This is a genomic window from Streptomyces abyssalis (genome assembly GCF_001751365.1).
GTDB lineage: Bacteria > Actinomycetota > Actinomycetes > Streptomycetales > Streptomycetaceae > Streptomyces > Streptomyces abyssalis.
On the sequence record NZ_LJGT01000038.1, the window covers coordinates 640,770 to 660,679 of the forward strand.

General features: G+C 71.6%; 18 protein-coding genes. 8 read left to right on the plus strand and 10 right to left on the minus strand.

Going from position 1 to position 19,910, the window contains the following annotated elements:
- The first annotated feature begins 46 nt into the window (after positions 1-46).
- Complete coding sequence (locus AN215_RS10055; protein WP_070012949.1) at positions 47-469, plus strand: ankyrin repeat domain-containing protein; 423 nt, start codon at positions 47-49, stop codon at positions 467-469.
- 170 nt (positions 470-639) lie between these two features.
- Here the strand turns inward: AN215_RS10055 and AN215_RS10060 are convergent, their stop codons facing one another.
- Complete coding sequence (locus tag AN215_RS10060) at positions 640-1,758, minus strand: MerR family transcriptional regulator (RefSeq protein WP_070012948.1); 1,119 nt, start codon at positions 1,756-1,758, stop codon at positions 640-642.
- A gap of 109 nt (positions 1,759-1,867) precedes the next feature.
- Positions 1,868-2,668, minus strand: a complete 801-nt coding sequence (locus tag AN215_RS10065; RefSeq protein ID WP_070012947.1) for a class I SAM-dependent methyltransferase — start codon at positions 2,666-2,668, stop codon at positions 1,868-1,870.
- A gap of 263 nt (positions 2,669-2,931) precedes the next feature.
- Here AN215_RS10065 and AN215_RS10070 point away from each other — a divergent pair, with 263 nt between their 5' ends.
- Positions 2,932-3,666, plus strand: coding sequence for a DUF4097 family beta strand repeat-containing protein (locus AN215_RS10070; protein WP_070012946.1), 735 nt, complete (start codon positions 2,932-2,934; stop codon positions 3,664-3,666).
- 42 nt (positions 3,667-3,708) lie between these two features.
- Here the strand turns inward: AN215_RS10070 and AN215_RS10075 are convergent, their stop codons facing one another.
- Positions 3,709-4,812, minus strand: a complete 1,104-nt coding sequence (locus tag AN215_RS10075; protein ID WP_070012945.1) for an aminotransferase class V-fold PLP-dependent enzyme — start codon at positions 4,810-4,812, stop codon at positions 3,709-3,711.
- An 80-nt stretch (positions 4,813-4,892) separates the two neighbouring features.
- Positions 4,893-6,869: a sugar phosphate isomerase/epimerase and 4-hydroxyphenylpyruvate domain-containing protein gene (locus tag AN215_RS10080; RefSeq protein WP_338057918.1), complete on the minus strand. Its 1,977-nt coding sequence runs from the start codon at positions 6,867-6,869 to the stop codon at positions 4,893-4,895.
- A 222-nt stretch (positions 6,870-7,091) separates the two neighbouring features.
- Between AN215_RS10080 and AN215_RS10085 the strand changes: the two genes are divergently transcribed.
- Positions 7,092-7,955: an IclR family transcriptional regulator domain-containing protein gene (locus tag AN215_RS10085; RefSeq protein ID WP_079122867.1), complete on the plus strand. Its 864-nt coding sequence runs from the start codon at positions 7,092-7,094 to the stop codon at positions 7,953-7,955.
- Here the strand turns inward: AN215_RS10085 and AN215_RS10090 are convergent.
- Positions 7,936-8,991 (minus strand): zinc-dependent alcohol dehydrogenase, encoded by a 1,056-nt coding sequence (locus AN215_RS10090; RefSeq protein WP_070012942.1) that lies wholly within the window; start codon positions 8,989-8,991, stop codon positions 7,936-7,938. The two genes, AN215_RS10085 and AN215_RS10090, sit on opposite strands and share 20 nt — an antisense overlap.
- 244 nt (positions 8,992-9,235) lie before the next feature.
- Here AN215_RS10090 and shiA point away from each other — a divergent pair, with 244 nt between their 5' ends.
- On the plus strand, positions 9,236-10,591 hold the full coding sequence (gene shiA, locus AN215_RS10095; RefSeq protein ID WP_070012941.1) for a shikimate transporter: 1,356 nt from the start codon (positions 9,236-9,238) through the stop codon (positions 10,589-10,591).
- Between the two features lie 217 nt (positions 10,592-10,808).
- The gene (locus tag AN215_RS10100) at positions 10,809-12,095 is read left to right on the plus strand and encodes a saccharopine dehydrogenase family protein (protein ID WP_070012940.1); all 1,287 of its coding nucleotides are present in this window, start codon (positions 10,809-10,811) and stop codon (positions 12,093-12,095) included.
- Between the two features lie 115 nt (positions 12,096-12,210).
- On the opposite strand, the gene AN215_RS10105 is transcribed toward AN215_RS10100, so the two are convergent.
- The 4 genes from AN215_RS10105 to AN215_RS10120 form a co-directional block, all read right to left on the minus strand.
- A complete protein-coding gene (locus tag AN215_RS10105) occupies positions 12,211-12,768 on the minus strand; it encodes a GNAT family N-acetyltransferase (protein WP_245694376.1) in 558 nt (185 codons plus the stop codon).
- Between the two features lie 8 nt (positions 12,769-12,776).
- Complete coding sequence (locus AN215_RS10110) at positions 12,777-13,973, minus strand: MFS transporter (RefSeq protein ID WP_245694377.1); 1,197 nt, start codon at positions 13,971-13,973, stop codon at positions 12,777-12,779.
- A gap of 164 nt (positions 13,974-14,137) precedes the next feature.
- Entirely contained in the window at positions 14,138-15,205 is a 1,068-nt protein-coding gene (locus AN215_RS10115) for a hypothetical protein (RefSeq protein ID WP_070012939.1), read from the minus strand.
- Positions 15,206-15,396: 191 nt separating this feature from the next.
- The gene (locus tag AN215_RS10120; RefSeq protein WP_070012938.1) at positions 15,397-15,831 is read right to left on the minus strand and encodes an arsenate reductase ArsC; all 435 of its coding nucleotides are present in this window, start codon (positions 15,829-15,831) and stop codon (positions 15,397-15,399) included.
- A 105-nt stretch (positions 15,832-15,936) separates the two neighbouring features.
- Here AN215_RS10120 and AN215_RS10125 point away from each other — a divergent pair, with 105 nt between their 5' ends.
- Together AN215_RS10125 and arsB are read left to right on the plus strand one after the other, a co-directional pair.
- Positions 15,937-16,251, plus strand: coding sequence for an ArsR/SmtB family transcription factor (locus AN215_RS10125; RefSeq protein ID WP_070012937.1), 315 nt, complete (start codon positions 15,937-15,939; stop codon positions 16,249-16,251).
- Entirely contained in the window at positions 16,248-17,351 is a 1,104-nt protein-coding gene (arsB, locus tag AN215_RS10130) for an ACR3 family arsenite efflux transporter (RefSeq protein ID WP_070012936.1), read from the plus strand. The genes AN215_RS10125 and arsB overlap by 4 nt, the downstream gene beginning before the upstream one ends.
- Positions 17,352-17,415: 64 nt before the next feature.
- On the opposite strand, the gene AN215_RS10135 is transcribed toward arsB, so the two are convergent.
- Complete coding sequence (locus tag AN215_RS10135) at positions 17,416-18,186, minus strand: sulfite exporter TauE/SafE family protein (protein ID WP_070012935.1); 771 nt, start codon at positions 18,184-18,186, stop codon at positions 17,416-17,418.
- A gap of 474 nt (positions 18,187-18,660) precedes the next feature.
- Here AN215_RS10135 and AN215_RS29800 point away from each other — a divergent pair, with 474 nt between their 5' ends.
- Entirely contained in the window at positions 18,661-19,815 is a 1,155-nt protein-coding gene (locus AN215_RS29800; RefSeq protein ID WP_070012934.1) for a hypothetical protein, read from the plus strand.
- Positions 19,816-19,910: the final 95 nt, after the last annotated feature.

The following is a 19,910-nucleotide window of genomic DNA, read 5'->3' on the forward strand; positions in this document are numbered from 1 at the left end:
GCGCACACTCCCCGGCCGCCCGGCGCAGCAGCACGAGGAGGACGCGATGACCGACGCCCCGATGCCCGCGAGCAACGAGCCGGCACACGACCCCGAGGTGATGGAGCTCGCCCAGAAGATCTTCGGGCTGGCACGGCACGGCGACACGGACACGATCGCGGCCTACGTCGACGCGGGTGTCCCCGTGAACCTCACCAACGACAGCGGAGACTCCCTCATCATGCTCGCGGCCTATCACGGCCACGCGGACGCCGTTCGGGCCCTGCTCGACCGCGGTGCCGACCCCGGCAAGCCCAACGACCGCGGCCAGGTGCCGATCGCGGGCGCCGTCTTCAAGGGCGAGGACGAGGTCGTACGTGTGCTCCTGGCGGCCGGAGCGGACCCGCGGGCGGGCGAGCCGTCGGCGGTCGAGACCGCGCGGATGTTCGAGAAGAAGGAGCTGCTGGAGCTGTTCGGCGAGAGCGCGTAGCCGCCGGTCATCGGCTCCGGGGTGACAGGGCACCGGGCCCGGTGCGCCTGGTGCGGGTCCGGTACGGGTGCCCGGTGCGAGCCCGCTGCGGACCGGTGCCGACCGACCGGTGCGCGTCCGCTCTCGAAGCCGGACCCGCACCGGTTCGCGTCCGTTCCGCGTCCGAAGACCTACCGCGGCTCCTCCACCACATCCGCGACGACACAGCTGACGTTGTCGGGCCCGCCCGACCGGTGCGCCAGCCCGACCAGTTCCCGGGCGGTCTCCTCCGGCCCGGCGGTCCCGGCGACCACGCCCCGCACCTGTTCCTCCGGCACGACCGACGTCAGCCCGTCCGAGCAGAGCAGATAGCGGTCGCCTGCCAGCACGTTCTGCAGCCGCACGTCCGGCCTGTCGTCCCGCCGCCCCATGAGCGCCCTCATCAGCAGCGCGCGCTTCGGGTGCGAGGCGGCCTCCTCCTCGCTGATCCGGCCCTCGTCCACCATCGAACGCACGAGGGTGTGGTCGTGGGTGATCTGGAAGAAGCCGCCGTCCCGCAGGAGGTACGCGCGCGTGTCGCCGATGTGCACGAGTGCGAGCTGCGACCCCGTCCACAGCATCGCGGTGAGCGTGGTGCCGGCCTCGCTGCCGTCCGCCGACGAGGCGACGACGTCGCCGACCGCGCTGTCGGCGCGCGCGATGGTGTCGTCGAGGACGTTGAGCAGGTCCGCCGCCGGAAGGTCTCCCTCCTCCAGCTGCTTGAGCGTGTCGACCGCGGCCGCGCTGGCGGGGCCGCCGCTGCCGCCGAATCCGTCCGCCACGGCGAGCAGACGCGAACCGGCGTACGCCGCGTCCTGGTTGCCCTCCCGTACGAGCCCGGCGTCGGTCAGTGCGGCGTAGCGGATCGCGAGCGGTCTGTCGTTGTGCGGCATCGTGGCGTCCTTCCGTGACAAGTGGTCGATGAGGAAGGCGGCCATGTCGCGCCGGGTGGCCACGTCGTTCTCGAAGTGCGCCCACCAGGCCCGGATCTCGCGCGCGGCCGCGGGCCCGTCCAGTCCGTCCAGTTCACGGATGCGGGCCAGCGGCATGCCGAGGCGGCGCAGCCACGCCACCAGCCGGGCGTGCTCCAGCTGCCCGGGTGCGTAGAGGCGGTAGCCGGTCTCCGGATCGACGCGGGCAGGGGGCAGCAGCCCGAGCTCGTCGTAGAGACGCAGCGCCTTCGGCGACAGCCGGGACGCCCTCGCGAACGCCCCGATCGTCAGCAGCCCCAGCCCCGCGCCCGTACCCGCCGCCCCGGCGCTCTCTCCCATGTCCGCTCCCCTCCCTCACACCGGGCACCTCGCCCGGTCCGCCTGATGCTGCGGCTTCCCCCAAGGACAAGGTCAAGCACCGCCCCGAAGCAGGCCGCCAGAGCCTCTGTCAGTGGCGGGCGCGGGCGGTCCTCCCTGTCAGCACCGATACGCGCACCTGCTCGGTGAAGGTGCCGTGGGGCAGCGCCTGCCGGATGCGCTCGGCGAACGCGGGCCGTTCCGCCGGAGCGGGAAGCATGTCCTCGGGCACGGCGGAGCAGACCCCGCCGAAGAGCTCCTCGAACGTCAGCTCCTCCGCGTAGGAGACCTCCCTGTGGCGCACTTCGCCGAATCCCGCGGCTGCGAGAGCCCGCGCGTACCGCTCACGGTCCTCGCCCGCCGTGCCGCACGAGGCCTTCAGCTCCGTACCGAAGTACTCCTCCAGGCAGCCGCGCAGGGCACGCGACCAGTCGGTGTCGTGCAGCCAGGCCGGGGTGCCGTTCGCAAGCACCGCGACTCCGCCGCCCGGACGGAGCAGACCGGAGAGCTCCGCGAAGAGGACCTCGTGCCGCATCCAGTGCAGGGCCTGTCCGATCACCGTCATCGCCAGGGGACGGCCGTGCAGCAGCGCCCCGAGCGCGGGGACGTCGGTGTCCGAGCCGAGGACCCAGGACGCGTTGGTCACGCCGTGCCGCGCGGACGTCTCCGCGGCGAGGCGCAGCATGTCCGGCTCGGGATCCATGCCGACGACGTGGCGGACACGGGAGGCGAGAGGCACGGCGAGCTGCCCTGTGCCGCACCCCAGGTCGAGGACCGTGTCGTCCGGCGTCAACTGGAAGGTCTCCCGCAGGTCTTCGAGCACCCCGGCCGGATAGCCGCGGCGGAACCGTGCGTAGTACGTGGCGACGTCGCCGCCGAATCCGAGTCCCATGTGACGAGCCTGCCCCCGCCGCGGGCCGGAGACGGCGCTTATCGCTGCCGGCTGAAGCCTCCGGAGGGCGGCAGCCCGGGGGCACCTCCCAGACGGAGTCCGGGGGAGGACCCGGGGGTTTGCCTCATGGCTGCGCCGTCGCGGGTGCCATAGCCTCTTCGGGCATCGACCAGAGAATGCCGGTACCTGAATGCTCGTCACCTCGCACGGCAGTGCGGTGCGGGTGCGGTGTCGGCGGATTCCAGCGGAACGGGGAGAACACCATGCGCAGGCACTTCCGCCTCCTCGCGGCGTTCGCCGCGACCGGGACCGCCCTCGGCACGCTCGGCGCGTGCGGGCTGGTCCCGGGAGAGACGTTCGAGGACCGCGCGGAGCTGTCGGAGAAGGTCGACTCCGTGCGCCTGGACAGCAGTTCGGGCGCCGTCCGGCTGCGCAGCAAGCAGACGGTCACGAAGACCGCCGTTCACCGGAGCATCGAGTACGACGGGGACAAGCCGGCGAAGCGCACGTACGACGTCGAGAACGGCGTGCTCGTGCTCCGCGGCTGCGGTGACGACTGCTCGGTGAGCTACACCGTCGACCTGCCGCCGAGGGTCTCCGTGAGCGGCGGCACCTCGTCGGGCGGGATCAGCGTCTCCGGTGCGGGCAAGGTGGACGTGACCACGAACTCCGGGGCGGTCGACCTCGACGACGTGGACGGCACCGTCGAGGTACGCACGACCAACGGCCGCATCAACGGACGCGGTCTGAAGGGCGAGAGCATCCGCGCCGAGACCTCCAACGGCGCGATCGACCTCGATCTGAGCACCCCGCAGGACGTACGGGCGAAGACCTCGAACGGCGCGGTCTCCGTCACGGCGCCGGACGGCCGCTACAAGGTGTCGGCGCGGACGAGCAACGGGGACAAGCACATCGGCCTGCGCGACGACCCGTCCGGCGACCACGAGCTCGACCTGACCACGACCAACGGCTCCATCACGGTCAAGAAGGCCGGCTGACCGCCGCACGCCGGCGGCCGTGGCCGCCTCACTGCTCCCCGGTCAGCGCTCCTCCCCGGTCAGCCTTCCGGCGACGGCCTCGGCGGCGCGGTCCGCGTCGGCCTCCGTGTTGTAGAGGTGGAACGCGAGCCGCAGCCGCCCCGCCCGCGTGCTGCCGACGACACCCGCGCGCTCCAGCTCCCGGGGAGTGTCCGCGGCGACGGCCACGCTGACGATCGCGGAGTCGCCCTCCGGCAGCCCGACGGCGGCGCGGAAGCGGTTCGCGAGGCCGAGAGCGTGCCCGTGCAGTACGTCCGTACCGATGCCGGTGAGCAGATCCAGGGACGGCGCCTGGCCGACCCACGCGTGCCACACCGGGGAGGTGTCGAAGCGCCGGGCGTCCTTCGCGAGCCGCAGGGGCGCGCCGTAGAGGCTCTCCCAGCGTTCCTCGCCGGCGAACCAGCCGGCGGAGTGCGGGACGAGACCGTCCGCGTGCTCGGGCCGCACGGTGAAGAAGCACGTGCCTCTCGGGGCCAGCAGCCACTTGTAACCGCCGTCGACGGTGTAGGCGTAGCGGCTCGCATCGACGGGCAGCCAGCCGACGGCCTGGGTCGTGTCGAGCAGCACGCGCGCCCCGTTCGCCTCACACGCGGCCGTGAGCGCGTCGAGGTCGGCCAAGCGCCCGTCCGCGGACTGCACGGCCGCCACCGCCACCAGCGACGTACGGGGCGTCACCGCCTCGGCGAGGGAGTCGAGCGGCACCTCCCGCACCCGTACGCCCCGGGGAGCCTGGGCGTGGAAGGGGAAGACGACGCTTGTGAACTCCCCGGCAGCGGTGAGCACTTCACTCTCGCCGGGCAGCGAGGCGGCGACCAGGCCCACGAAGGCGCTGACCTGGCTGCCGACCGCGACGCACGACGGGTCGACGCCGACGAGCCCGGCGTAGCTCGCACGTGCCGCTGCGAGCGGGGCGTCGTAGGCCGCCGGGTTCGCCCTGCCCTCGCGCCATTCCGCCAGCGCCGACTGCAGCGCGTCCAGGGACCGCCGCGGCGGGAGGCCCAGCGCAGCGGTGTTGAGGTAGACGACATCGGGCTCGAACTCGGCCTGCGCGAGGGCGAGGCGGGCCCGCCCCTCGGCTCCGGTGGTGGCCGTCGTGGTCTTCTGCATGGCCTCAGCCTGCGCCGGTCCTGCCCGGCGGGGAAGAGGGCCTGGCGGGCGGAGGGTGTGGTCCGGGACACGGTCCCCGGTCACGCGGACGCTGCTTGCTCCGGCACGTGCCGGGCCTGCCGGTGCGCGGCCATCCGTACGGGTGCGTTGACCGCACCGTCGCCGCGGTAGCCGCCCACCCGCTGGACCACCTCGAAGAAGACGCGCGAGCCGAGGAGGCCGGTGCAGAAGTGGAAGAACTCCCCGTGCTCGTCGCGGTCGTAGAGGATGTTCAGCCCGCGCATCGTCTCCAGGAGCCGCGGCTCCGGCGCGTAGCGCGCGTCGAGGTCGTCGTAGTAGTTGTCCGTGATGGGGAGGATCTCCAGGCCGCGCTCCAGCGCGTCCCGAGCCGCGGCGAATACGTCGTCGGTGGCGAACGCGATGTGTTCCGGGTCCGGCACCGAGGGCGCCCAGCCTCCGCGGCGCAGCAGCGCCCCGTGCATGGCTATCCGGAGTTCGCCGGACACGTTGCCGACCGTACGGCTGCGGACCAGGCCGAAGGGCGCACCGTACTCGGCGAAGTCCCTTTCGCGCAGGTCGAGTACGGACTGGTAGAAGGTCATCGAACCGGCGAACTGGTCGTTCGGCTGCGCCAGCGCGACGTGGTCGATGCGCCCGAGGCGGCCTGGGCGCGGGGGGCCGGGATCGGCGGCTACGCCTTCCCCGGCCGCGACGGGCGCGAAGTCAGCCCGCCAGTCCGGACCGCGCGCCTCGCCGCCCGGGCAGAAGAACAGCTGGGTGCCGTCCGGGGCGGCGACCGCGGTGAGCTCGGCCTCCTCCGGGCCGCGCCTGCGGGGCAGGGGCGTGGCCAGGAGCGCTTCGGCGCGCCGCGCGGACTGTCCGGGGTCCCGGCTCTCGACCGCCAGGGCCACGACTTCCGCCGTGCCGGTGCCGTCCGTTCCCGTGGTGTTTCCGTCCCGGTTCAGTACGACGTTGCTCCCGCCCTGCTGCCAGAGCTCCACGGGCTTGGAGCGGTGGCGTCCCGTGTGCGCGAATCCGAGTGCGGACAGTGCCGAGGTGATCTGCGGTGCCGACTCGTCGTCCACGGTCAGTTCGACGAACGCGTGGCCGAGGAGTCCGGGGGCGGGCGGCGGCGCGGCCAGCTCGACGCGCGGGCGGGCCCGTCCTGCGGCCCCGTATCCGTACTCCCGCTCGGAGACGGCCTCTTCGAGCGCGACGAGCGAACGCATGGCGTCGACCGCGGCGGGACCCGGATCGGTCTGGCGGAAGACGTCGTTGAACACCTCCAGCGACAGCGGCCCCTCGTACCCGGCGGCCAGCACCTGGGCGAGGAAGTCCGGCAGATCGAAGGAGCCCTGGCCCGGGAAGAGCCGGTGGTGCCTGCTCCACTGCAGTACGTCCATGTCGAGCCGGGGCGCGTCGGCCAGCTGGAGGAAGAAGAGCTTGGCGGCGTCCACCGTGTCGACGCCCGTGGGGGCCGGGTCGCGGGAGAGCACGTGGAAGCTGTCCAGGCAGAGCCCGAGCGCGGGATGGTCGGCCCGGCGGACGATCTGCCAGGAGTGTTCCCAGCTGTTCACGAAGCGCCCCCAGGCGAGGGCTTCGTAGGCGACGCGTATGCCGCGCGCGTCCGCACGGTCCGCGAGGGCGCGCAGCTGCTGCGCGGCCAGTCCGTCGTCGTCGACGGCGTGGGGCGAGAGCGTGGAGCACACGAGCACGGTGCCGGCGCCCAGACGCTCCATCAGGTCGAACTTCCGCTCCGCGCGGCGGAGATTGGCGGCGTGCAGGCCGTCGGGGACGGCCTCGAAGTCGCGGAAGGGCTGGTAGAGGTCGATGGTCAGGCCGAGGTCCGCGCAGAGCGCGCGGACGCTCTCCGGCGTCATGGCCGATACGACGAGGTCGTTCTCGAAGATCTCCACACCGTCGAACCCGGCCGCGGCCACCGCTCGCAGCTTGTCCTCCAGCATTCCGGAGAGGCAGACCGTCGCGACGCCCTTGCGCGCACGGGGACGGGGGTGCGGTCGGGGGCTGCTGGGCTGCGGTGACGGTGACGGGCTCACTTGTGCTCCTTCCCACGGCGGAGGTCTCCGGACCAGGGGATGGTTCGCTGGTTCACGCTTCAGATTGTTCGTATGCCGCACCTGGATGCACATCGCGCACGCTACGAGCGACCTCCCGGACGCGTCAATCGGTGTGCAGACAACTCCGCGAACCATCGACTCCGGGTCCCACCCCCGTGCAATGGGCCCACGTGGCGCCGCGCCCGCGCTGCCCTGTAGGCTGTGCGTGATGCGCACAAGCGCGCGGAATCGGCGGGCCGGGCCCGTACGGGAGGTAGTGAGGCTTTGTCGGAACCGGTGCTGAAGGGCCGCGAGGAGTACGGACCGCACTTCGTCCAGTCCGTGGCACGGGCGCTGTCGGTGATGCGCTCGTTCACCGCGCAACGCCGCTCGCAGACTCTCACCGAGGTCGCGCGCCAGACGGGCCTCGACCGCGCGACCGCCCGGCGGCTGCTCCTCACCCTCGCCGACCTCGGTTACGTCGCCAGCGACGGCCGCGCCTTCGAACTCACCCCGCGCACCCTGGAGTTGGGCTATGCGTACCTCTCCAGCATGTCGCTGCCCGAGATCGCACAGCCGCATCTTCAGTCGCTGGCCCGCGAGCTCAACGAGACAGCGGCGCTGGCCGTGCTCGACGGCGAGGAGATCGTCTACGTCTCGCTCGTCCAGAGCACCCGGCTGATGGCGGTGAAGATCAGCGTCGGCACGCGGTTCGACGCCTATACGACGTCGATGGGCCGCGTTCTGCTGGCCGGACTGCCGGACGCCGAACTGGACGAACGCTTCGCGCGGCTGAAGCTGGAGGCCAGGACCGACCACACCATCCGCAGCACGCGGACCCTGCGCGACGAGATCGACAGGGTGCGCAAGCAGGGCTGGTCGCTGGTCGACTCGGAGCTGGAGGAAGGGCTGCGGGGCGCGGCGGCGCCCGTCCGCGACCGCGGGGGGCAGGTCGTGGCGGCCGCGAACGTCTCGGTCCACGCGGGGCGTACGACACCGGAGCTCGTCGAACGCGACTACATCCCGATGATCCTGCGCACCGTACGGCTCATCGAGGCGGACCTGGTCAGCGCGGTGGCGCGCTGACGGGGGCGGGCGTCACCGGTCCGCCCCCTCCCCCGAAGCTGATCCAGCACTTGCCCGGCGTCGTCGCGACGGCGTCGAACGCCGCGGCCGCGTCCTCGAATGCGAACTCCGCACCCAGCACACGGTGCGGCGCCATCGCACCCGCCTCCATCACCGCAACCGTCCCGGCGAAGTCGTGCGGGTGGTCGTAGATCAGCGAGCCGGTCAGGGTGAGCTGCCTGCTGACCAGTTCGTGCGGCGTCAGCTCCAGGGGCGCACCACTCATCCCGATGACCGTGATCTTCCCGCCGGGCGCCGCGTGCCGTAGCGCCGAGGTCAGGGCCGCCGGCACCCCCGCGGTTTCGAAGACGTGGGCGGCCCGCACCGGCTGCTCGGCCTCGCTCCCCGCGGGCTCGCTCCCCGCGGGCTCCAGGGGCACGGCACCCATCGAGACCGCCAGCGCCCGGCGCCCGTCGTGCGGCTCCAGCACATACGGGGTGATCCCGGCGGCGTCGAGACTCGCGCACACGAACAGGCCCTGCGAGCCGGCGCCCACCACCAGGCAGGTGTCGCCCGGGGCGGCACCGGAACGCCGTACGGCCGTGCGCGCCACGGCCAGCGGCTCGGCGCACACCAGATCGCGGGTCGGTACTTGCGCGGCCGCCGGGTGGGCGAACTCGGCGGGCACGCGGACGTACTCCGCCAGCACTCCGGGCACGGCGAGACCGACGGCCACGCGGCCGGCGCAGCCCGAGGTGAATCCCCCGTCGCAGGCCGCGCAGCCGCCACAGCAGTAGTTGGGTTCTATGGCGACGCGTTCTCCGACCGCCCGCCCGCCATGGACTGCTTCGCCGGCCTCGACGATCTCGCCGACGCCCTCATGTCCCAGCACCCACGGCAGCCGCGGCGCCGGGCGGGCGCCACGGACCACGGCGACATCGGTGCCGCACAGCCCCACGGCGGTCATGCGGACGATGACGTCGTGGGGTCCGCAGACCGGCTCGGGCACGCCGACGATCTCGACCCGTCCGGGCGCCGTCAATGCCGCTGCTCTCATGGGTTCCGCCCTCTCCACGGTTGTACCGAGTGACTGTGCGCGATACGCACGTACGTACGCATGGCGCCACCGTAGCGGACGCGGTCGCCACGGCGCGGCACAGGTGTCGCGGCGACGTCCGGAACGTGAGACCCGTCAGCTCATCCGGAACGACGTATTGACCCCGGCCGCCCGGCGCGTACACCATGCCGTTCAAGTCACGCACATCCGTGCACTTAGCGCACAGAGCGAGGACCGAGGTCTCATGCCAGCCACACCAGAGCAGCAGGCGCCGCGGAAGCAGACGCGAGCCGCGATCGGCAGCTCCATCGGGGCCGTCGTCGAGTGGTACGACTTCCTGCTCTACGGAATCGTCGCCGCGATCGTCTTCAACGAGGCCTTCTTCCCCGGCGTCAGCCCTCTCGCGGGCACGCTGGCGGCCTTCGCGACCTTCGGCATCGGATTCGTCTGCCGCCCGCTGGGCGGTCTCGTCTTCGGGCACTTCGGGGACAAGCTGGGCCGCAAGCGGATGCTCGTGTGGACGGTCCTGCTGATGGGCGTCTCCACGGCCCTCATCGGCGCGCTGCCCACGTACGACAGCATCGGCTGGTGGGCGCCGCTGCTCCTGGTGATCCTCCGCGCCCTCCAGGGGTTCGCGGTCGGGGGCGAGTGGGGCGGCGCCGCGCTCATGGCGGTCGAGTCCGCGCCGTCGAAGCTCAAGGCCTTCTACAGCTCGGGCGTGCAGGTCGGTTACTCGGTGGGCCTGATCCTCGCGACAGGCGCCGTGGCGCTGATGGAGTCCGCCGTCGGCGAGAACGGCTTCCAGGACTGGGGCTGGCGGGTCCCGTTCCTGATCAGCGCACTGCTCGTCGTACTCGCCCTGTGGATTCGTGCCGGCGTCCCCGAGAGCGAGGTTTTCAAGGAGGAGGTCGAAGCGCAGCAGCCGCAGAAGCGCACGAGGCTCCCCGTGGTGAAGGCCCTGCGCAAACAGCCTGCCGCCTTCCTCCAGATCATCGGCATGCGCCTGGGCGAGCTGGTGTCGATGTACGTCGTCACGACGTTCGCGCTCTCGTACGCCACCGACAAGCACGGCTTCGACTCCGGCTTCATGCTCAACATCGGGCTGCTCGTCGGCGGGATCGGCATCGTCACCATCCCGGCCTTCGCGTGGCTCTCGGACCGGTACGGGCGAAAGCCGGTCTTCATGACGGGCGCGCTGATCGGGGTGCTGGGCGCCGTCCCGTACTTCATGTCGATGGAGTCCGGCTCCACCGTCCTGCTGGCCGTCACCTCCGTGCTGCTCGTCAACATCGCCCACGACCTGATCGTCAGCGTCCAGCAGCCGCTGTTCACGGAGCTGTTCGGCGCCGAGTACCGCTACAGCGGCGCCGGACTCGGATACCAGGTGGCCAGCGCCGTGGGCGGTGGCTTCACGCCGTTCATCGCGACGGCCCTCGTCGCCTTCGGCGGCGGCGAGTGGTACTGGGTCGCGGCCTACCTCGCCGGCGGATTCGCGGCGTCCGCGCTGGTCGCGCTCACGCTCCGGGCCACGCCCGCCCGTTCCTCCGCCGCTGCGGAGCGGGCGGAAGGCAAGGAAGGTGCCGGCCGAGCACCCGTGTGACAGCGCTCAGAGCGACGGGAGCGGTGAACGCGGTCGGAGCGGTGAGCGCCGCGGTGCGGCAGGGCGCCGGGCGCGCGGGCCTCCCGCACGGATAGGTTTACCCGTGAGTACGTCCGTACCCGCGGAGCCGGAGTACCGGAGGCGAGAGTGGCCCCGACGGCGTTCCCGGGAGCGGGCACTCGCCCACGCCCACCGCCCGGCCCGGAAGGACCCGCCCATGACGGACGCCAGGGAAACCACCGACAGCACTCCCCGTCGCGGTGCACGCGACATCGACGTCACCGTCTACGGTGCGACCGGCTTCGTCGGCTCGCTCGTCGCTCACCATCTCGCCCGGACGGCCCCCGAAGGAACCCGGATCGCGCTGGCCGGACGCAGCGAGGAGAAGCTCACGGCGGTACGGGAGAGCCTGGGTGAACGCGCCCGCGACTGGCCCCTGTTCGTCGCCGAGGCGCACGACCGCTCCGCGCTGGAGAAGATGGCGGGAGCGGCACACGTGGTCATCACCACCGTCGGCCCGTACGCGAGTTACGGCCGCGACCTGGTCGGCATCTGCGCGAGGGCGGGCACCGACTACGTCGACCTGTGCGGTGAGGCCTTGTTCGTCCGCGAGAGCATCGACGCGCACCACGAGGCCGCCGCCTCCGCGGGCGCGCGCATCGTCCATGCCTGCGGATTCGACTCGGTCCCGTCCGACGTCAACGTCCACCTCCTGCACGAGAAGGTCCGTGCGGACGGCAACGGCGAACTCACCGACACCACCGCGGTCCTCACCGCGGTCAGCGGCGGAGTGAGCGGCGGCACGATCGACTCGGTGCGGCAGCAGATCGACGTCATGAAGCGGGACCGGGACGCCCGCCGCCTCGCCATGGACCCGTACACGCTCAGCCCCGACCGCACGGCCGAGCCCGAACTCGGCCGCCAGGACGACCTGTTCATGGCCCGCGCCGCCAAGTCCGGTACGCCGCTGCGCGGTGTCCTCGCCCCCTTCCCGATGGCCCCCTTCAACACCCGGATCGTCCGCCGCAGCGCCGCGCTGCGAGGCCACGCCTACGGCGCCCGCTTCCGCTACCGCGAGGCCATGCGCCTCGGCTCCCCGCTGGTCTCGCCGCTGGTCGCGGTCGGGGCGGCCGGGGTGATGGGCGCCCTCTTCACGGGGCTGGCGCTGCGTCCGACCCGCCCTCTGATGGACAAGGCCCTGCCGGAGCCGGGTGAGGGCCCCGGCCGCCGTACACGCGAGAGGGGGCACTTCACGTTCGACACCTTCGCCGTCACGACGACAGGTGCCCGCTACGCCGCCCGCTTCAGGGCACAGGGCGACCCCGGATACAACGCCACCGCCGTGATGCTCGGCGAGTCGGCCCTCGCCCTCGTACTGGACCGGGCCGGGCTGCCGCACGTCGAGGGCGGCGGCGGAGTGCTCACTCCGGCCACCGGCATCGGGGACGCTCTCGTGGGCCGTCTCCGCGGTGCGGGCATGACCATCGCCGTGCGCTCCTACTGACGCGGATGCCGGTACGGGACCGCCACCGGTGGCCCGTACGGCATCCGGCGCGAGGTGGGCGGCACTTGGCGCCGGGTGCGCGGGGAGGCCAGCAGCCGGCGCGGGGCGTCCGCGGTCAGCCGACGACGGGGCTGCGGCGCTCCAGGAGCTGTACGTCGCGCCAGGTGCCGTGGTGGCGGCCCACGCGTTCGCTGACGCCGACGGCACGGAAGCCCGCGCGCAGATGGACGGCGATGCTGGCCGTGTTCTCGGGGAAGACGCCGGCCTGGATCGTCCAGATCCCCGCGGCCTCCGTCGAGGCGATCAGCGCGTCGAGCAGGGCACGGGCGACTCCCCGGCCACGCGCCCCGGGATGCACGTACACCGAGTGCTCGACCACGCCCGCGTAGACGGCACGGGGCGAGACGGGGGCGACGGCGATCCAGCCGAGCACCCGCCCGCTCCCGCCGGTACGGGCGCTCCCGGTCCCGGCCCCGCCGCCCTCCGGGTCCAGGGCGACGAACCGGTGCTCGGCGAGCTTCGCGGCGTCGAAGACCTCCCAGGCGGGAGCGGCCGTCTCGAAGGTCGCGTTCCCCTCGTCGATACCGGCCTGGTAGATCGCGAGGACCTCATCGGCGTGTGCGGCCGTCAGCGCCTCGATCACGACCGGTGGTTCTGTCTGCTCTGCGGTCACGCCGTCCATCATGACGTCGCTCCCGGCCAGCGGCGCCGGCACAGTACGGCGGTGAGGGTCAGCGGAACCGACAGCGCACAGGCGATGCCGAACAGCAGCGCGAACCGGTCGTGCTGGGCCAACGGCCCGGCGGCGGTCACCGCGACCGAACTGCCGATGAACAGCGCGGCAGCGAAGAAGGCGACCGCCGTGCCGCGTGCCTGCGGCGCCACCGAAGTCGCCCACGTCTGCAGCGACGAATGCATGAACGACCAGCCGCCGCCGAGCAGCAGCGCCGTGACCACGACCGTGGCCAGACCGATCCGGCCGGCGACGATTCCGTAGCCCAGGCAGATCTGCGCGCCGCCCACGGCGATCAGCGACCACACCGGCATCCGTCCGGCCAGCCTCTTCACCAGCAGCGAGAAGCCCAGCACTCCGACCCCGAAGGCGGCCGTGGCCAGGCCGGCGACCGCCGCGCTGACCCCGTTCGCCTGCAGCGCGGCGGCGAGCAGGGTCATCGTCCCGAGCAGCACGGCGCCCTCCACGAACGCCAGCCCGAACACCAGCAGGGCCCAGCGGTCGCGCAGCACCGTACCCAGGTGCCGGCCCACTCCGGCGACGGGTGCGCGCGGCGGTTCCGGCAGCGCGCGCATCGCGAACGCGCACAGCGCCGCGCACGCCGCAGACGTGGCGAACACCGCACGCCAGTCGAGCAGATGAGCCAGCACGCCGCCGAAGGCCGTGGCCAGGGCGGTGCCCGTCGCCATCGCGGCCATCAGGTCCGACAGCGCCCGCTGACGCCGCCCGGCGGTGACGGTGTCACCCACGTACGTCAGCGACGTCGGCACCACGGCACCGAAGAAGGCGCCCGCGACGATCCGCGACGCCGCCAGCGACACCAGGCCGGGGGCGGCCGCGGAGACCGCTCCGGCCAGTGCGGCGGCCAGCAGCGTCGCGCGTATGACGCGGACCCGCCCGAAGCGGTCGGAGAGCACTCCCCACAGCGGCTGCGACAGCCCGTACGCCAGGAAGTAGCCGCTCGCGGTGACGACGACCGTCGAGAGCGGCACACCCAGCCCGGAAGCGATCAGAACCAGCATCGGGCTGATCACGAAACGGTCGAAGCTGCTCACGAACGTCGCGGCCGACAGGGCGCGCGGAGGCCCGGTGACGGGCTGTGCGGAGGGCGGGTCCTGGCAGGTCGTCATCAGTGCTTCGAACAAACGGTGATCATGGCTGCCGCCCATGATGGCGCAGCTCCCGGGACATGGACAGGGGTGGGCTCCCGCGACCGCGACGTGCACAAGGGCGGGACCCGGGGAGCGGGTCCCGCCCTTGTGCGTCGTACACCGGCGTGTGGCTCGTGGGCCTCAGCCCGGGAGACGGCTCACTTGCGGGGCTTGATGTCGTCGGCGGGCGGGGTGAACTCCGAGTCCGGCGGGGTGACGGTGCCGGCGGGGTCGGTGCATCCGGGGACGCTGCCCTCAGGGCTGCAGTTGTCCGGGAAGTTGCGGATGACCCTGCTGGCCTTGAGCGTGACCTGGCCGCCCGGCTCGTTGAGGATGCCGCCCCCGGCGCCGATCGCCGTGTTGCGGGTCACCAGGCTCCGTACCAGCGTGACGGTGCTGCTGCCGAGCAGGGAGTTGTTCGAAATACCCGCGCCCGACACCGCGACGTTGTCGCGGACGGTGGTCGACTTCAGGCGCAGGGTGGAGCCGTTCGTGTTACGGATGCCGCCACCCACAACGGCGGTGTTCCCTCTGACCGAGACGGACTCCAGGGACGCGGTGCCCAGGATGTTCTCCAGACCGCCGCCGTTGCTGGTGACCGCCCGGTTCCTGAGCAGGGCACCGTCCTTCATCGTCATCGTGCCGACGCCGTCGTTGACGACGCCGCCCCCGAAGCTGTTCGCCGTGTTGCCCTCGACGGTGCTGCGAACGAGGTTGAGCCGGCCGCCGAAGCTGAAGACGCCGCCTCCCGTGTCGGCGGTGTTCCCCTTGACGACCGTGCGGTTCAGGTTCAGCGTTCCGCTGTTGTTCGAGACACCGCCACCGGAGAGGCCGGTACCCAGGCTGCCGCCGCTGATCTTGAGCGAGTTCAGGGTGAGGGTGCCGCCGGACGCGACGTGGAGGATGCGGAAGTCCTGCGTCGCGTCCGGGCCGCGCCGGATGGTGGTGTCACGGCCGGAGACGGTCACGTTCCCGGTGATCTCCGGAAGCCCGTCGTCGGCGTTCTCGGGCGCGGTAAGGGTGTAGGTGCAGCGGGGCGCGAGGATGATGCGACCGCCGTTGGCATTGGCGTTGGCCTGGTTGATCGCGTTCACCAGGCCGGTGATGTCGTTGCACCGCACGTGGGTCCCCCCGGCGGCGTTGGCCGGACCCGCCGGCAGGACCGCAAGGGACAGTCCCACACCGACCGCGGCGGTCACGGCCCCGGACCGCAAAATGATCTTCATCACTGCGACTCCCTCGACGCTGGAGAGTGAAACGGCGCATCACCGGCACCCGGCAACCACGCCGGTCAGCCGGATTGATGCGATGACGTCTCATCCGTAACCGCGGCCGCAGCGGCCTCACTTGGCCTACGGCCGAACAGCCCCGGTTCCCGGCAGACCCCGGCTCCAGGCCGTCGCGGCGTCGAGCCGGCCTACGGGTCGGCTCGGCCCGAGTGGCCCTCCTGACGGATACCGGCGACGAGTGACTCGACGCGGTCCTTGATCTGGTCCCGGATGCGCCGGACGTCTTCGACGCCCTTGCCGGCCGGGTCGTCGAACTCCCAGTCCAGGTACTTCCTGCCGGGAAAGACCGGGCAGGCGTCGCCGCAGCCCATGGTGATGACGTAGTCGGAGGCCTGTACCGCGTCGGTGGTGAGGAGCTTGGGTGCGCTGCCGGAGATGTCGATGCCCACCTCATTCATGACTTCGACGGCGGCGGGGTTGACCTGCTCGGCGGGCAGCGATCCCGCCGACCTCACTTCCACCTGGCCACCTGCGAGGTGGGAGAGGAAGCCGGCCGCCATCTGAGAGCGTCCGGCGTTGTGGACGCAGACGAACAGCACGGATGCGACGGGTGTGGTGGCCATCGGGTCCTTCCCTCTGTGGTGCAGGGCGCCATCGGACCGCCTTCGCGAGATCTGCGAATCAGCGACCGCTGGTGTCAGCGCTGACTGATGTGACAGTATCAGCGCATGCTGACGTCAGTCGACACTGAGCTGATCCGGGTTCTTGCGGACCCCCTCAGGCTTCGCATCGTGACCCTGCTGGCCCACGAGACCCTCTGTACGACGCACCTGGTGGAGGAGACCGGCGCCCGTCAGACCAACCTCTCCAACCACTTGAAGGTGCTGCGGGACGCCGGGGTCGTGGATACAGAGCCGTGCGGCCGCTTCACCTACTACAAGCTGCGGCCCGAGGTCATCGAGGCCGTGGCCGGCTCCTTCTCCGACCTCGCCGCCACTGCCCGTGCGACGACCGCCGCCGACAAGAAGAGGGCCTGTCCGTGACCCGCACCGAAGCGACCACCTCCACGACCCCGGTGCCTGCGCCCGGGGTCGTCGCCGGACTCTCCACCCTGGACCGCTTCCTGGCGGTGTGGATCGTGATCGCGATGGCTCTCGGGCTCGGTCTCGGACGCGCCGTCCCCGGCCTGAACAGCATGCTCAGCAAGGTCGAAGTCGGCGGGATCTCGCTGCCCATCGCCGTGGGTCTGCTGGTGATGATGTATCCCGTGCTGGCCAAGGTCCGCTACGACAAGCTGGACGCGGTCACCGGCGACCGGAAGCTCATGGTCTCCTCGCTGGTCGTCAACTGGCTCCTGGGGCCAGCCGTGATGTTCGCGCTGGCCTGGGTCTTCCTGCCGGACCTGCCCGAGTACCGCACCGGCCTGATCATCGTCGGTCTCGCACGCTGCATCGCGATGGTCATCATCTGGAACGACCTGGCCTGCGGCGACCGCGAAGCCGCAGCCGTCCTCGTCGCCCTCAACTCCCTCTTCCAGGTCCTGGCCTTCGGCCTGCTCGGCTGGCTCTACCTGGACCTGCTGCCCGGCTGGCTCGGCCTCGGAGGCGGCGGGCAGCTGGACATCTCCATGTGGAAGATCGCCTGGAACGTCGTCATCTTCCTCGGCATTCCGCTGCTGGCCGGGTTCCTCACCCGCCGAACCGGCGAGAAGAAACTGGGCCGCGAACGTTACGAGGGCAGTTTCCTGCCGAAGATAGGACCGTTCGCCCTGTACGGCTTGCTGTTCACGATCGTCATCCTGTTCGCCCTCCAGGGTAGGACGATCACCTCACAGCCCCTGGACGTCGCCCGTATCGCCTTGCCGCTGCTCGTGTACTTCGCGCTGATGTGGTTCGGCTCCTTCGCCCTCGGCAGGACCCTCGGCATCCCCTACGACCGCACCGCGACCCTGGCCTTCACCGCGGCGGGCAACAACTTCGAGCTCGCCATCGCCGTGGCCGTCGCCACCTTCGGCGTCACCTCGGGCCAGGCACTCTCCGGCGTCGTCGGCCCCCTCATCGAGGTCCCGGTCCTGGTGGCCCTGGTGTACGTATCGCTCGCCTGGCGGCGGAAGTTCACGCCGTCCGACGCGGCATCTGCCTGATGACGCCGACGACCGCCACGCTCGGCGCACCCGGCGCCCTTCGTCAGCGTGCTGCCGGTCGGCGTCATTCACCCGGATTGATCCACAACTGGACTGCCAGGCCGATACCGACCAGTGCGACCAGCCAGCGCAGCACGGCGGCCGGCAGCCGGCGGGCGATCCGCGGGCCGAGCGTCGAGCCGGTGAACATGCCGAGCCCCAGCGGCAGTACCGCCGTCCAGTCGACGGGGCCGAACGCGGCGACGACGAGCGCCGAGACGAGTGCCAGGGCACCGATGAGCATGTTCTTCAGGGCATTGGCAGTGGCCATGTGGGGCTCAGCCGTGATCAGCAGGAGAGCGAGGGTCATCACGCCGGACCCGGCCCCGAAGTAGCCGCCGTACACGGACACCGCCATCAGCCCCAGCGGGAGAACCGCACCCCGTGCCCCGGATGTGCGACCACGCTGGTCCTTCGCGGGGTCACGTACGAGCCAGGGCTGGGCGACCAGGGCGAGCGAACCGGCGGCCACCAGGAACGGCACGACGCGGGCGAACGTGCCGGGCGGAGTGGACAGCAACAGCACCGAGCCCAGCGCCCCGCCCACGGCTGACATCGGCACCCAGCGGCGCAACGACCGTCCCTGGCCCGCCAGTTCGGGTTGTGAGGCGAGAGCGGCCCCGGGCCAGCAGGCGACCCCGGCGACGAGGTTGGTCACGTTCGCCGAGAGGGCGGGAAGGCCCACGGCCAGAAGGGCGGGATAGGAGAGCAAGGAGGTGATGCCGCCCGCCGACCCGACGACCCCGGCGAGGAGTCCTGCGGCGGCCAGCAGCGCGATGTCCTCGAGGCCGTTCATGACCGGGACCGGGACCGGGACCGGGACCGGGACCGGGACCGGGCAGCCTCAGCTGCGGACACGTGATCGATGGCCCCTCCGACCTCCAACTGATGAGGCCTTCCCCCTGGTCCAGCCCCGCAACGAGCAGCACACACCAGTGTATGGACGGCCGGCACCCGCCACTCAGCGGCCCCGGTCGGGTCAGCCGTTGCCAGGCACCCTCAGGCCCCTCATGCACCCTCAGGCGCCCTCGGCTTCGGCCGTGCACGGCCGCGGGGCCGGGAGCCATGGAAGCGCTCCGGCCGACCCGGATACGGCTTCGGGCAGGGACGGCCAGACAGTCGATCCCCACATGCGCCCGATGCCTGCCTCGGATAGATCTCGGACTGTCGATCAGTGGCGCTCGGCGACGACGACTGCTCGCTGACCGGGCGTCACGAGGTTTGTCCCGTCTTCCTGTCCGTCCCCCTCCCCATAGCCAAGGGAAGCCGCATGACTGACACGCTCAGACGCGTATGCCTCACCGCCGTCACGGGCCTCGGCCTGTGCCTGACTCTCCTGCCCGCCGGGCAAGCACATGCGCAGGCGCCCACCCGCGTACCCTGCAACGACGTCGCCGCGCTGAAGACGGCGATCAACAACGCGAACACCGGCGGCGGCAGCATCGCCCTCGCGCCCCGCTGCACGTACAGCCTCACCGCGGCCGACAACACCGACGACGGCCTTCCCGAGATCACCGGCAAGGTGCGGATCACCGGAGACGGCACCATCATTCAGCGCGCTCCCAACGCCACCGGGGCCTTCCGCATCTTCCACGTGACGCAGACGGGCAACCTCAGCCTGGACTCGCTCACCGTCCGCGGCGGCGACGCATCCGGCAACGGTTTCGCCGCAGCGGGAGGGGGTCTCCTCAACGACCGCGGCCGGCTGACACTGACCGACTCGACGGTGAGGAACAACCGGTCCGAATTCCTCGGCGGCGGGATCTGGAACAACGTGGGCACCCTCACGCTGAGGAACACCCGCGTCAGGGACAACACCAGTGACGTCGGCGGCGCCGTGGCCACCAGCGGGACGATGACGATGCGGGGCGGCGCCCTGAACGAGAACACGGCCGCGTCCTGGGCCGGAGGCCTCGCAAACTCGGGCAACACCAAGCTGGACGGGGTCTCCGTTGCCGGCAACAACGTCGGCGAAGGCAGGGGCGGCCTCGGCGGCGGCATCATGACCATGAGCAGCAGCAGCGGCTCCGGGATCCAGACCGGCCCGCTGCGCCTGAACTCCACATCCGTCAGAGGCAACATCGTCGAGACGTCCGGCGGCGGCATCTTCATCGGGGCGCACGAGCTGACGACGCTCTACAAGAGCACCGTCACGCGCAACACGGCGAACGGCGGTCCCACCCAGGGCGGCGGCATCAACAACGACGGCCGCCTCTTCGGCGTCGTCATCAGCCCTTCCGGCAGCACCGAGCGTCAGCAGGGCAAGGCCGGAAGCTCCACGAAACAGACGCCCGAGGTGAAGCTCATCAAGAGCGCCGTCTTCAAGAACCACCCGACGAACTGCGCGCCGCCCAACACCGTCCCCAGCTGCGACGCCGTCGACTCCGCACCCGGCACGGCGAAACCGAAGCCCGGCAAGAACTGACGTCGCGAGAGCGCGGCGGGCCGGCGCACACAGCGCGAAACGGGCGGGACCCGGTAAGCGGGTCCCGCCCTTTCGTCGTCGTGGGCCGGTGACCG

Bases quoted from the DNA above. Each gene is read 5' to 3' on its own strand.
- AN215_RS10055 (WP_070012949.1), top strand. From the start codon at position 47: ATGACCGACGCCCCGATGCCCGCGAGCAACGAGCCGGCACACGACCCC.
- AN215_RS10060 (WP_070012948.1), bottom strand. From the start codon at position 1,758: ATGGGAGAGAGCGCCGGGGCGGCGGGTACGGGCGCGGGGCTGGGGCTG.
- AN215_RS10065 (WP_070012947.1), bottom strand. From the start codon at position 2,668: ATGGGACTCGGATTCGGCGGCGACGTCGCCACGTACTACGCACGGTTC.
- AN215_RS10070 (WP_070012946.1), top strand. From the start codon at position 2,932: ATGCGCAGGCACTTCCGCCTCCTCGCGGCGTTCGCCGCGACCGGGACC.
- AN215_RS10075 (WP_070012945.1), bottom strand. From the start codon at position 4,812: ATGCAGAAGACCACGACGGCCACCACCGGAGCCGAGGGGCGGGCCCGC.
- AN215_RS10090 (WP_070012942.1), bottom strand. From the start codon at position 8,991: ATGAGAGCAGCGGCATTGACGGCGCCCGGACGGGTCGAGATCGTCGGC.
- shiA (WP_070012941.1), top strand. From the start codon at position 9,236: ATGCCAGCCACACCAGAGCAGCAGGCGCCGCGGAAGCAGACGCGAGCC.
- AN215_RS10100 (WP_070012940.1), top strand. From the start codon at position 10,809: ATGACGGACGCCAGGGAAACCACCGACAGCACTCCCCGTCGCGGTGCA.
- AN215_RS10115 (WP_070012939.1), bottom strand. From the start codon at position 15,205: ATGAAGATCATTTTGCGGTCCGGGGCCGTGACCGCCGCGGTCGGTGTG.
- AN215_RS10120 (WP_070012938.1), bottom strand. From the start codon at position 15,831: ATGGCCACCACACCCGTCGCATCCGTGCTGTTCGTCTGCGTCCACAAC.
- AN215_RS10125 (WP_070012937.1), top strand. From the start codon at position 15,937: ATGCTGACGTCAGTCGACACTGAGCTGATCCGGGTTCTTGCGGACCCC.
- AN215_RS10135 (WP_070012935.1), bottom strand. From the start codon at position 18,186: ATGAACGGCCTCGAGGACATCGCGCTGCTGGCCGCCGCAGGACTCCTC.
- AN215_RS29800 (WP_070012934.1), top strand. From the start codon at position 18,661: ATGACTGACACGCTCAGACGCGTATGCCTCACCGCCGTCACGGGCCTC.